Origin of the sequence: Streptomyces sp. SudanB52_2052, assembly GCF_964272415.1 — a bacterium.
In the GTDB taxonomy this organism is placed as follows: Bacteria; Actinomycetota; Actinomycetes; order Streptomycetales; family Streptomycetaceae; genus Streptomyces; species Streptomyces olindensis.
On the sequence record NZ_OZ186796.1, the window covers coordinates 2,258,142 to 2,270,066 of the forward strand.

At 71.0% G+C, this 11,925-nt stretch carries 7 protein-coding genes and 2 pseudogenes; 4 read left to right on the forward strand and 5 right to left on the reverse strand.

Annotated elements, in window-relative coordinates; translation table 11 throughout:
• Positions 1-63 precede the first annotated feature (63 nt).
• The 3 genes from ACSUPV_RS09895 to ACSUPV_RS09905 are packed head-to-tail and all read right to left on the reverse strand — an operon-like array spanning position 64 to position 6,354.
• Positions 64-3,522, reverse strand: a complete 3,459-nt coding sequence (locus ACSUPV_RS09895; RefSeq protein ID WP_436947325.1) for a signal recognition particle — start codon at positions 3,520-3,522, stop codon at positions 64-66.
• The gene (locus tag ACSUPV_RS09900; RefSeq protein WP_436947327.1) at positions 3,515-4,711 is read right to left on the reverse strand and encodes a hypothetical protein; all 1,197 of its coding nucleotides are present in this window, start codon (positions 4,709-4,711) and stop codon (positions 3,515-3,517) included. The genes ACSUPV_RS09895 and ACSUPV_RS09900 overlap by 8 nt, the downstream gene beginning before the upstream one ends.
• 11 nt (positions 4,712-4,722) lie before the next feature.
• On the reverse strand, positions 4,723-6,354 hold the full coding sequence (locus ACSUPV_RS09905; protein WP_436947328.1) for a PD-(D/E)XK nuclease family protein: 1,632 nt from the start codon (positions 6,352-6,354) through the stop codon (positions 4,723-4,725).
• Positions 6,355-6,496: 142 nt separating this feature from the next.
• Between ACSUPV_RS09905 and ACSUPV_RS09910 the strand changes: the two genes are divergently transcribed.
• The 4 genes from ACSUPV_RS09910 (at position 6,497) to ACSUPV_RS09925 (ending at position 11,460) form a co-directional block, all read left to right on the forward strand.
• On the forward strand, positions 6,497-7,390 hold the full coding sequence (locus ACSUPV_RS09910; protein WP_436947330.1) for a hypothetical protein: 894 nt from the start codon (positions 6,497-6,499) through the stop codon (positions 7,388-7,390).
• Positions 7,391-7,469: 79 nt separating this feature from the next.
• A complete protein-coding gene (locus ACSUPV_RS09915; protein WP_436947331.1) occupies positions 7,470-8,594 on the forward strand; it encodes a hypothetical protein in 1,125 nt (374 codons plus the stop codon).
• On the forward strand, positions 8,591-10,102 hold the full coding sequence (locus ACSUPV_RS09920) for a hypothetical protein (RefSeq protein ID WP_436947332.1): 1,512 nt from the start codon (positions 8,591-8,593) through the stop codon (positions 10,100-10,102). The genes ACSUPV_RS09915 and ACSUPV_RS09920 overlap by 4 nt, the downstream gene beginning before the upstream one ends.
• Positions 10,099-11,460 carry an AAA family ATPase gene (locus ACSUPV_RS09925; protein ID WP_436947334.1) on the forward strand — a complete coding sequence of 454 codons (1,362 nt, stop codon included), beginning with the start codon at positions 10,099-10,101 and terminating at the stop codon, positions 11,458-11,460. The genes ACSUPV_RS09920 and ACSUPV_RS09925 overlap by 4 nt, the downstream gene beginning before the upstream one ends.
• Before the next feature lie 26 nt (positions 11,461-11,486).
• Here the strand turns inward: ACSUPV_RS09925 and ACSUPV_RS09930 are convergent.
• Positions 11,487-11,714: pseudogene (locus ACSUPV_RS09930) on the reverse strand (DEAD/DEAH box helicase); the annotation flags it as partial.
• Positions 11,715-11,782: 68 nt separating this feature from the next.
• Positions 11,783-11,863, reverse strand: a pseudogene (locus tag ACSUPV_RS09935) (DNA/RNA helicase domain-containing protein); the annotation flags it as partial.
• Positions 11,864-11,925: the final 62 nt, after the last annotated feature.

Here is an 11,925-nt window from a genome sequence, read left to right on the forward strand (position 1 = left end):
TTCTCCTCTTGAGCGTGCCGGCCGGTCGGGCGGGCAGTCGGGGGTCTTCGGCGGGTGTTGCTGTCAGCCCATGTCCACAAGGGCGCGGTAGAGCGGCTCGTACAGCTCCCGTACGAGGGACTTGTCGAGCGCCGGCGGCTCCAGGGCCGTTGTGCCGTCGGCCGTGTCGTCGAAGTAGGGCGCGAGCACGGCGCGCATGCTCGCCAGCAGGCTGGTGTCGGGTGTGTCGGTGGACTGGAAGCCGGCCTCCCGGGGGGAGAACGCGGCGTCGACGAAGACCACTCGCGCGGGGACGCCTCCTCGTACGAGACGACCGATGACCTGCCACATCACCACGAGCTGGTCCCAGGTGAAGGCGGTCTTCTCGTCGTCGCGGAGGCTGGACCAGGCCAGGCGGCGGGTCAGGTAACGGTTCCACTGGCGGAAAGCGCGACTGCGGAAGCCGATGGCGGCCTCGTGGGGCGTGGCCCCGGCGAGGACACCTTGGGTGAAGACTCCGCCGACGTCGCGCAGGTGCCGCACCGCCCAGTCGTTGATGGACTGGATGGCGAGCGTGATGTCGTCGGGCCGGGGGTGGGGGCGGGCCAGGAAGTAGACGCTCCCGATCGCCGCCTTGCCGCCGGGCAGCACGATGTTGTGGCCGCGCTCGACCGCCAGGAGCGGGGCGACGAGAAGGTCTCCGCCCACTGCGGGGAAGGACTTCACGTCGCCGCGGGTGAGGGTGCGCACCGCGGTGTCCTCGGGCAGCCGGTTCCAGGCGGTGTCCGCGTCGGCGTCGTCGGAGACCAGCTGGACGACGCGGCCGTTCCACTCGGGGATCTGGTTGAGGTACTCGGCGGCCCGGCGTGCCTCCTCGTAGCTGCCGACGAGAAGCAGAACGCGACGCCGGTCCTCGTCGTCGATCTCGCGGAGTTCGGTGTCCAGCATGCTGACCGAGCCGGGCAGGCTGCGGTCGGGAACGGCCAGTTGCCGCAGCATTTCCAGGAGGGCCTGCGGGCGTTCCTCGGGGTCGCAACCCGACAGGCGCACGGGCCGGGGCTGGTCACCGCCGGGCCAGTGGAGGAACTCCTTGCGGAACTCGGTGCCTAGGACGGCCGCGACCTCGTCGTCCAGGGGGCGGAGCACGGCGCCGACCTCCGTGTGCAGGTGGTACCTGCCGGAGGTGCCGGCCCAACTGGTGGCGGACATGAGCAGGACGTGTGGGGCGGGCCGCCCGTCCACCAGGGAGAGGTCGCCGAGGCGCAGCAGCAGTTCCCGGCCCACGCCGTTGCAGTGGAAGAAGCGGAGCTCGCCGCTGCGACCGCCGTCGCGTTCCCGGTCGTCGAGGCGGAACTGGAAGCCCAGGACGTTGCCCATGGGTGATTCGGGGATGACCGGCTCGTAGTCCTTGGGTGGCCTGCGGGAGAGCTGGTTGGATGCGTTCTCGAGGTGGAGGGCGGCTTCGACACGCGGCCAGAGTGTGGTCATGAAGTCGAGCCGGCTGTGCAGGGCGGCGAGGATCAGCGTGAACTCGAAACGCCGGGCCTGTACGTCGATCCCGGTCCGCGCGAGGGCACTGGAGTGCTGGCCGACGATGCCGGTGAGCGTGTCACGGAGCCGTTCGCGGGTGCGGGCGCCCTGGGGCGCGTGGAGGAGTTCCAGGGTGAGGTGCACGAAGGTGTTCACCAGAGGTGTCACCTCGTCGTCGCCATGGTCCGGCTGTTCGTGCAGCGGGTCGTCACGAAAACGCAGCAGGGCGTCGTCCAGCGTGCGTGCTGCCGGGGGTGGCTGCTCGCCCTGGGCCCGGCCGGGGAACCAGCTGTCGAGCAGCAGATTGTGCAGTGTGTAGGCGCTGAAGTAGTCGACGCTGATCCAGCGCCTGAGCTGGTCGTCCTTCACCAGCAGGGCGTAGAGCCGGTCGGTGGCGGCGCTGACGGTGTTGACGGCGTTGGTCCAGTCGTCGACGTCGCGTGCGGAGAGCTGGAGTCGTCCGTCACGCGCCATCTGCTGCACCTTGTGGACGGCGACCTCGTCGAACCACGAGTTGGGGTACTTGCCCACCAGGGTGCTGGCCGGGGCGAAGGCCGCGTCGAGCTGCATCTGCACCCGGTCGGCCTCGTCCACGATGATCAGGTCGGTGAGCCGGCAGGCGAGTTCGAGATAGCGAAGCTGCTCGTCGTGCTGGTGTTGCGGCACGGAGCTGTGCACCAGGCCGGCCGGTGTGCCGACCCAGACGCGGGCGTCGACGAGGTCCCGGGCCCCACGATGCCGGGGGCATCGGTGCCACAGCGGGCACAGTCGCCGTTGCGGCTTGGGGCGGTCTTCGGTGGCGGTGGCCTCCGCGGCCAGGTACTCCTCGTCGAGCAGGGGGTCCGTCACTGCGGCTTCCTCCTGATCCGGGACGGTGTACAGGCCGAGGCAGGGCGCTTCCCGGATACCGAGAGGTCGGCGTGCTTCCAGGCCCCGCAGCACGTCCACGGGACAGGCGCTGCTCAGGTACGCGAACCCGGAGTGGTCGTGGCCGAGCATGGTCGCGGCTCCCGCGGTAGCTGTGCGGCGGTGCAGCCGGCTGATGTTGCGTTCGCGGGTGGAGTGACCCAGGATCGGCGCGGCCCGTACGCCGAGCCGGTTGAACTGCTCGACGACGGCGAGTGTTTCGGCGACGTCACCGACCACGATCGTGACGCGGCGGGGGGACTGGGTGACCAGGTGGTAGGTGAGGATGTCACGGATCGTGGACTTGCCTGCGCCGACCATGCCCACCATGTGCAGCAGCCGGTCGATCCTGAGCCGCCCCTGATTGGTGAAGCGGCCGAGTTCGTCGTCGCGTACCAGCAGCTTGACGCGGCGCAGCCGTCCGGCCCAGTCGTTGCCGTGTCCGTCCGGCGCCGCGGCTTCGGCGGAGTCCATCGCTTCGGCGGCCTTCTCCAATTCCGCCCACGTGACGTCGATGGGTTCGCCCTGCCCGCCGGGCAGCGCGTCCAGAGCGTGGGCGCGCGGCACCGTCCCGGTCAGCAGATCCTGCGGGAACTCCACGGAGTGCACTCGGTCCTGTGCGCGGAAGGTGTACTCGCCGGCTTCGGCGAGCGGGAGGTTCCGGGTGGCGAACTCGGGCGGCTGGGTGAGCAGTTCCTCGAAGACGTCGAACCGTCCTGCGGCGCGGGAGGGTTGCCGACGGCGTGGAACGGAATGCGGGTCGTCGAGGTCGTATCCGCGCAGTTGCTGCGGCACCTCGAGGTACGCCGTCAGCGCGTCCGTCCAGGCCCGTCCGCGCCTGAGGTCCCAAAGATGGTGGCGGGCGCGCAGGATACGCAGACGCTGCTCGTCGGACCGTACGTCTCCGAACGCCTCGCTGTAGGGGTAGCCCCCTAGCAGCGGCCAGACGTCGATGGCGGCTCGGGTGGGGGTCACGCTCTGCAGGAGGTACAGCCCGAGTTCGACGTCGAGGAGGTCGCCGGGCCGGAAGGAGCCGAGGTCGTCCGGCCATACTTCGTTCAGCTGCCGCGGGGAGCAGCGGCGGTGCCAGCCACTGCGGTCACGCATGGCGGTCTCCTTCCGTAGCGTCGGAGTGGGTGCCCGGGCGAGCGGCGAGCTCGTCGCCGACCAGACGCAGGAAGGTCCGGTCGTCGAGGAGGGTGACGCGGTCGGTCAGGGCGTCGGGCAGGTGGCGCCGGAATTGCCGGCCGTACGCTTCGTTGTCCCGGAAGCGATAACGGGGCACTACGAGGAAGGCCCGGTCGTACGGCGGGTCGGAGCGGAAAGGCGTGAGGGTGCGGGCGAGCTGGACGGGATTGACCCGGTCCTTGACGTCCACTGCCCAGAACCGGCCGTCAGGCAGGGGCACGCGCAGGTCGTATGCGTCGTAGTTGGGCCACATCTCCGCGGTGATGCCGAACCTCCTCCGCAGGGCGGCTTCGAGGTCGGTCTCTGCGAGTCCCGGGCTGGTGACGAACATCCGCAGGGGGCGGCTGAGCTGGTAGAGGCCGCCCTGGTCGGCGCGCAGGCTGCTTCCGGTGTCGGTCGTGCCGTCCCGGCGGCAGCGGTCCAGTTCGCACCGGTGGCCGCCGTCGGGCAGGGGCACCATCAGGCAGCGGCAGCGCCCGCACTGCCGGTACGTGCTGTCGGCGCATCGGTAGGAGGCGGGTACGGGCTCGTAGCACCGCTTGATGACGTGGTGGAGGAGCATGCCGCACGCGGGGTCCCCGCCCAGCAGGGCGAGTTCGGCGCCGGTGAGGACCGGCCTGGTGGTGAGCAGGGACCGGAAGGCCGTGTAGGCCCCGGGGTTCCTGGCGGCGCGGCACTCGGCGAGGGCTTCGAGGATGCGCTGGTTCTCGAAGAGTTCGGCGGCCGGGTCGACAGCGTCGACCTCCCATTCGAGGCACAGTTGGTGCGGCAGCCGGGTCTCGGGGTCGACGAGCAGGTCGTCAACCGCCCGGGCTTCCGCGGGCAGGTCCAGGGGCCATGCACGCAAGGGGCGCTCGTACGCCCAGCGGACCATCTCCGGGATGCTGCCCGGTGGCTGCTCACCGCGGCGCAAGCAGTGCAGGACGAGTCGGTTGTAGGCGTTCTGCACCTTGGCCGGGTAGACGGGGTGCGGCACCGTTCGGTGCCGGGACAGGCAGGCCAGGGCTCCGGCGATCTGCCGCAGCAGGGACTCGTCCGAGCCCGGGTCGGCCGCTGCGGCTTCCGCGGCCGACCCGGGAGCGGGGCCCTCCGTGTGTGCGTCACTCATGTCCAGGGCGGTCATCCCTGCTTCTCCCTCGCCTCGTCGCCGGTCGCGGCGCTCGTACACCACCGGGACACGGGACACCACTGGCAGTGCCGGCCCGGCCTGGCTTCCCACTGGTCGTCCTCGCGCCAGGGGCCGGCGTACCGTCGGAGCACGGCCTCGGCCTTCGCAACCTGCCGCGGGTCGGTCGGGTCGATCACGTACGGGGTGGAATCCTCGGGCCGGAGGATCTCCACCTCGACCCGGGATCCGCTGGGGTCGCCGCCCAGCGCTCCGCGCGCCAGCAGCACTACGGCCAAGGCGAGTTGGGGGTAGGTCTCCAGGAGGTCACTGCCCGGCCGAGGGGCTTTGCGGGTGGTCTTGAGTTCGCGCCACACCCAGGAGCCGCCCTCCCGGTAGAGCAGGTCGGGTTTGGCTATGACGAGGGCCTGCGCGGCGGTGTCGTGGACCACGCGGAGCGGCTCGCACTCGGCCTGCTCGATGAGTCCGGAGTCCTGGAACGGGCAGGCGGCCACGTGCTGGAGCAGCATCCTCCGGCCGATTTCCGCCTGCTCGTCGGGAACCTGCCATCGGCCTCGTGTCCAGTTCTCACCTTCGGCCGGCATGTCGGCGGCCGTACAGGGCGGCCATCCCTCCCGTCGGTGCAGCTTCTCGATCCACGCGTGCACCGCCTGGCCGAGCTTGGCCGCGCTGCTGTACTCGTCCGTCTTCGGCAGGTGCAGGGAGCGCAGGAAGCCCTGAGCCGGGCACACGGCGTGATAGCGCAGGTCGCTGACGGAGACCTTGCGCAGGGGCAGCCTGCACGAGGGCAGGGCCAGTACGCCCGGCGAGCGGTGCACGGTTCCGCACCCCGTGAACTGCTTGCAGTCGATGCACGCGGAGCCGGGGCTCGGAGGGCCGCCGTTGACGACGCTCCTGACGTGAGCGTCGCCATGCGCGTCGTAGTACGCCTTTGCCTCGGCGACGGTGCCCTCGAACTGGACGGACTCGGAGCCGTCGCCCAGACCGACCTCGACGATCCGTACGTGCGTTACCCGCGACGCCGCGGGATGCAGCGGAAACTCCTGCTGCCAGCGCCGCGGCCAGGAGGCGTTGACGCCGAAGGCCGCGGAGTAGGCGGCGACGGCGATCTCGCCCGGCGCGGACGCGCGCGCATCCGCGTGCCTCAGCCGCCGGTACTCGCGCAGCCGGCCGTCGGCCGACTGATAACGCCGCCACCAGGCGTACAGTTCCCAGCGCCGCCCGTTGTTCCGGCGCACGACCCAGTACGGCCTGACCGGTGTAAGGCCTCGCCGGTCACACCGGCCGGTGTAGAGCCGGACGGCGTGCTCGGCGTAGGCGAGATGCCCGGGATGCAAGGGGCGTCGTCGGTCGGCCAGAGCGCCGAGAGCCTGCTCCAGAGGCGTGCCCTCGAACTCCACCAGGTCCAGGGCGTCGCAGACCGGGCCGAGAGTGAAGTCCTCCAGGCGCTCCTGCGGCAGCTTGGAGGCCACCACCGCCCGGACAGCCGGCCGGGCCTTGGCCGCGTCACGGGACGGGCAGGTGTGGGAGCTGTCACCGCCCGTTCCTGTCCCCGGCCCGACCCGGACCAGGCTCTCGTCCCCTGTCATCCACCGCGGCATGCGCCATGCCATGGCGTACGCCATGTCCTCCCCTTTCCGGCTGGAGCGCACAGTTCGACCGGCCCAGCCGAGACCTCGGATGCGCCGCACGAACGAGCGTAGCGCAGGACTTTGGAAAAGATTGGAGCTGCTTGGAATTCAATGGCCGCATCGGTAAGCTGCCCGCATGACCGCATCGCTGGAGGATCTGGAGGAGCGGCTGTCGCAGTTGCGCGCCCGGCTGCGCGAGGCCCGCCGCGCTCGTGACGCCGCTGCCGCAGCCCGCATCCGCGGCGAACTCCGCGAGGTGGAGGCTGCCTGGGAAGACGCGCTGGACGCCGAGGATGCGGCCGAGGCCGCATCCAGTGAGCTGCGAGCTCCGTCGCAGGCACCTGCCCCCCGGGCAACTCGCGAGACGGTGTCGCCTTCGCAGCCGACACCGCGAGGGAAACGTTCCGCTCAGGGCGCCGTCCCCGTCCGCGAGCAGGTGCACCAGTCACTCACCCTGCTCGGCGCCCCCGCCGCTCCGAAACTCATCTCCTCCGTGTACGAGGCGTTCTTCAGCGAACCGCTCGTCGCGACCAAGCTGGCCTCGCTCCGCCGCGACGAGGAGCGGTCCTTCAACGCCCAGGGTTTCGCCCGCCCGTACTACATCTGCGCGGCCCTCACCCACGACCGGCTCACACCCGCACGTGGCCTGCTGGCCGTGTCGGTCTGGCCGCTCCAGCGGCGCGTCATCGGACCGCTCAGCCCGCGCGTCGACTTCCTCACCCATGCCGTCGGAACCGCCGAGCAGATCCAGCGACTCACCGCGGCCGGCCACCCACCGTCGGACGCCGCCTGGCAGCTGCTGCGCCGTTTCGCGCTCAATATCCCCGGCGCGTACGACAACGAGGACCTCGATCCGGCCCGAGTGATCTCCGCGGCGCGCACCGAGGCCACGGTCCACCAGGAGTCCGACGACGCCGAGCGAGGCGCTGCCGCGGAACGCGCACGCACCCGACTCACCGACGCCCAGCAGCTTTTCGGCGCCGCACCGCTGCACAACGCCCTGCGCGACGCGGGCGGCGGGAGCCACTGACAGCCGGCCGGAGAGCCAGCGGGCACCTCCGTGCCGCCACCGCACAACACCGTGTCAGATCACCGGGTAAGAAGAGAAGATGCCTCCGCACCACCCTGTTGAGCCTCCCGGCAACCGGCTCGCCGCCCTGCGCGGGCCGCGCCCCCCTCAGCCGTACACCGCGCGCAAGATAACCGCCCTCACCGCCAACCCGGCCTGCTCCCGCCGTGCCGTACTGGACGCCGCCGGCATTGACAAGGCCCTGCTCGCCCAGCGCATGGGCTACGAACCGCGCTTCGGCCAGTCACCCTTCGCCATAGCCCGGGAGCAGGCGTTCGAGGCTCTCGTGAAGTGGGGCGGGTACGCGGAACTCATCCGGCTGCTGCGCGAACAGCTCGGGATCCCCGTGCAGGAGGCCGGGGTCACCGACCTGAACGAGGTGGGCGGCGACACCTCCCTTGCCCGGCGCGCGAAGGAGACCCGCAGTCTGCTGACGCGCCTTGCCTCCGGCAGCGACGAGCGCCTGATCCTCGACCGGCCGCTGCTGACGCTGGAGGTCGCGGGCCAGACGGCCTATCTGGAGCCCCAGGCACTGACCCACCGTGTCGACGGGAAGTTCTACGTAGCCGAAATCCGCTCCTTCCCCGCGATCGACGGACAGGCGAACCCGACGGCTGTCGCGCAGACCGCGAAGCAGGCCGCCGTGTCCGTCCTCGCCCTGCACCGCACCTTCGAAGAGCTGAGCCTCGACCCGGAGCAGATCGCCCACGAGTTCCTGCTCATCTGCCCCAAGGACTTCTCCAACCGCCCCTACGGCCGCCTGGTGGACCTCCGCCAGGAACTCGACGCCCTGCGTTTCCAGTTGACCCGGCTGCGCCGCGCCGACGACCTGGCGCTCGCGTTACCGCCGTCGGCGACCCTCGACACCGACCGCGACAAGGACGAACTGGACTCCTCGGTGGGCGCATTGGACGCCTCCTACACACCCGACTGCCTGTCCTTCTGCGAGATGGCCCGCTACTGCCGGGACGAGGCCACCGCCTGTGCCTCCCCCACCCGGCTGGGAGGCACGGTCCGCAACACGCTTCCGGGCGTCGACTCCACCCGCACGGCCCTCGCGTACCTGGAGGGCGTGCACACGCCCGGCCTCGCCGAGGCCGCCGCCGTCGACCGGTTGCGGGCCGCGGAGCGGCTGCGCCGAGTGCGCCGGGGTGATGTCGCATGAGCACGCTCGCCGCCGTGGCAGCGCTCCGGGCCACCGAGACGGGCCGCGCCGAACGGCTGACGACCGTACGCCACGCCCACCTGGACGACCGCCCCTTCGTCCTGGTACCCCTCACCCTCGCCGGTGAGGCGTGCGCCCCACTCGCCGCCCTCGCCGGAACGGACCGGGAACGTCCCACTCTCCTGACGGTGCGTCAACCAAGGGACCGAGCCGAACGGTTCCGTTTCGCCGAACGTCTCGCCGCGCTGCTGCTGCCGTACATCGACGAGTGCCGTACGGCGGAGACGGAGACGTACACCGTGGGCCGCGGCGCGGACAAGGAGGAGCGCCGACGCTTCCTGCGTGCGCCGCAGCTCCTGGTCCCGAATGGCGAGGGCATCGCGTACGTCCGGCTGCTGGGCCGGCTGACCCGGCTGCGTGCCGTCGAGGGACCGTACGCCGTGGACCCGTCCGTGCCCGCCCTCGGCAAGTGGCTGACCTGGTTCGCGGACCGGGCGGAGTTCCCCGGCTCCTGCCTGCTGCAGGCCATGACCCGGCTGCTCTCCGCCCACTGGGCGACCGGGCAGAGCCCTGCCGAGGACTCCCATCTCGCCTCCCTGCTGGCCTGGATCGACCCTCCCGACGGACTCACCGGCATGGAGGCCGCCCGCGAGGCGGAGGATCCGCTGCGCTTTCCACCGGCCGGACCGGCGACGGACGTCGTCTTCGACCAGACGCTGCACGACCTGATGTCCCGTTACGGCGAAGCCGGCGACGACCGTGGCCGGGAGGCCGTCGGCCGCCAGATCGACCGCGAGTTACGCGGCCAGATGCTGCCGACCTGGGAGCTCGTATGGCGCGGGGCGGACCTGCTGCGTGAATTGCCCGAGGGCGGGCACGTCACCGAGCGGTGGACGTACGACCGGCGACTGTTCAGCGAGTACGCGACCTACCTCGACGAGGACGGCCGCCCCCAGGCCCGACGAGACCACGCCGTGGGCGCGGCCCGCCGTCTGGCGCGCATGGAGGAGGCGATGGCGCGGTACGACGCCGAGCGGGCGTTCGACGACCCGCTGGTGATGGCGGACTACGAGTTGTCGGGTGAGGCGTTCACAGGAGTGGTCGTGGCCCGTGACGAGGACCGCTTCACCCCCGGCGCGCGGCCCGGCTCAATGGTGTGGCGCCCGACGATCAGCGTGCACAGCGAGCTGCCCGTAAGGCTCTCCGAGGGCAAGGAGATCAAGTGTCCGGCGCGCCCCGGGCAGAAGGCGGAGATCGTCGAGGTGGTGCCGGACGGCGAGGGCCACATCGTGGTGATCCAGCTGAACGGCGGCTTCAACAGAGTGCGCAAGCCCCCGGCCCCGCCGGGCACTTTGGCCGAGGTCGGCGAGACGGTCACGTACACCTCGGTCGACCCCAAGTCCATGCCATCCGTCCTGCCCGCGGAGGAGGACACCCCGTGGACCCACGGCGGTCCGCCCGAGCCGTACGAACCGACCGACGAGGACGCGGAGGAGATCTGGGAATGACCGCTGCCCCGGAAACCTCGGAGACCCAACCCCCTGCCACTCCCGGCGCCCTCGCCGACCGGGCTGTCGCGGGCATTCTGTCCAGCCTGGACACGGCCACCGGCCGCGGCGTGGTCGTGGACTCCCCGCCCGGCGCCGGGAAGTCGACCCTCGTCAAGCGCGCCACCGGTCACCTCACGGCGGCCGGTCACCAGTTGATGATCGTCGCGCAGACCAACGAACAGGTGGACGACCTGGTCGACAACATCGCGCGGGAGTACCCGGCCCTCGCGCTCGGCCGCCTGCATGCGAGCACCTTCACGCTGCCGGAGCGGGTGCGGCAGCACGCCAACGTGGCAGGCAGCAAGGACATATCCGACCTGCGCGACCTGCCGGTCGTGGTCTCCACGGCGAAGAAGTGGTCGTACGTGAAGCCCGACAAGTGCGATCCCTGGCGCTGGGCGATCGTCGACGAGGCGTACCAGATGCGGTCGGATGCCCTGCTCGCCACCGCGCCCCTTTTCGGACCGGAGGACTCACGGGTGCTGTTCGTGGGCGATCCGGGCCAGCTCGACCCCTTCGCGACCGTGGACACCGACCGCTGGCACGGCCTGACCTGGGACCCGCTGCGCAACGCCGTCGACGTCACCCTCGCCCACAACGAGGACTTGGAGCGCCACCAACTGCCCGTCTCCTGGCGTCTGCCGGAGATGGCGGCACCGCTGGTGGAGAAGGCGTTCTACCCCTTCTACCCCTTCACCTCCGGCACGAAGGCCGCCGACCGAGTCCTCACGTACAGCAGCGCGGCACACCGTACGACCCCGCAGGACACGGTCCTGGCCCGCGCCGCGGAGTCGGGCTGGGGCCTGCTGGAGCTGCCGGCCCGCCACACCCTGGACGACGACCCGGAGGTCGCCGAGGCCCTCGCGGCGACAGCGGCCCGCCTCCTCGAGCGCGGCGCCCTGGTCAACGGCGAGCCGCTCACGGAGTCCCGCATCGCGATCGGCGCGGCACGCACGGTCCAAGCGGACGCGGTCCGCTCCCGGCTCACCGCACGCGGCCTCAGATCCATCACGGTGGACACCGCCAACCGCCTCCAGGGCCGCGAGTTCGACGTCACCCTCGTCTGGCACCCGCTGTCCGGCCGCCAGGACGCGTCAGCCTTCCACCTGGAGACCGGCCGCCTATGCGTCCTGCTCTCCCGCCACCGCTTCGCCTGCGTGGTGGTGGCCCGCGCTGGCATCACGGACCTGCTGGACCGGCATCCACGTAGCAGCCCGGTGTACCTGGACGTACCGCCCAAGTTTCCGGACGGGTGGCGGGCACATCAGGTGGTGATGGAGCAGTTGGGGCGCGCGGAACACCTGGCGTCCGCCTGAAGCGGCCTTCGCACAGGTCTTCCGGTTCAGCTGTCGTACTGAAAGCGCGCCGGTTCGCCGAGCACCGAGCGGGCGCTCTCGAAGTCGGCCAGGCGTGCCGCCACCGTTGCCACAGCGAGGCGTTCCGGGAGGGCGGCGGAGAACTTCAGCCCACGGGCGGCCCGGCGGTCCACGTCGGGCAGGACGAGGTTCTCGCCGCCGCTTTCGCGGGCCGCGCGCCAGTCGGACGGGGTGAGGTCCTCTCGGAGGTGCACGGTGCCGGGTGCGTCGGTCGCGCTGTTCGACCACTTCCCTCACAGAGCTCAGCAGCTCAGGTCGACACGTCCGTGATCCACCGGTCGCTGCGCCAGACCAGGTCGGGACCGATGATGACGCCGGACCAGTGGCACTCGAAGCCCTGGGCTCTCGCGGACGCGCGGAACAGCAAGGACTATCCCCCAGGCAGCACCAAAAGACTCGTGCGGG

Coding starts and splice junctions, on each gene's coding strand:
- ACSUPV_RS09915 (WP_436947331.1), top strand. CDS start 7,470: ATGCCTCCGCACCACCCTGTTGAGCCTCCCGGCAACCGGCTCGCCGCC.
- ACSUPV_RS09905 (WP_436947328.1), bottom strand. CDS start 6,354: ATGGCGTACGCCATGGCATGGCGCATGCCGCGGTGGATGACAGGGGAC.
- ACSUPV_RS09910 (WP_436947330.1), top strand. CDS start 6,497: ATGACCGCATCGCTGGAGGATCTGGAGGAGCGGCTGTCGCAGTTGCGC.
- ACSUPV_RS09925 (WP_436947334.1), top strand. CDS start 10,099: ATGACCGCTGCCCCGGAAACCTCGGAGACCCAACCCCCTGCCACTCCC.
- ACSUPV_RS09920 (WP_436947332.1), top strand. CDS start 8,591: ATGAGCACGCTCGCCGCCGTGGCAGCGCTCCGGGCCACCGAGACGGGC.
- ACSUPV_RS09895 (WP_436947325.1), bottom strand. CDS start 3,522: ATGCGTGACCGCAGTGGCTGGCACCGCCGCTGCTCCCCGCGGCAGCTG.
- ACSUPV_RS09900 (WP_436947327.1), bottom strand. CDS start 4,711: ATGAGTGACGCACACACGGAGGGCCCCGCTCCCGGGTCGGCCGCGGAA.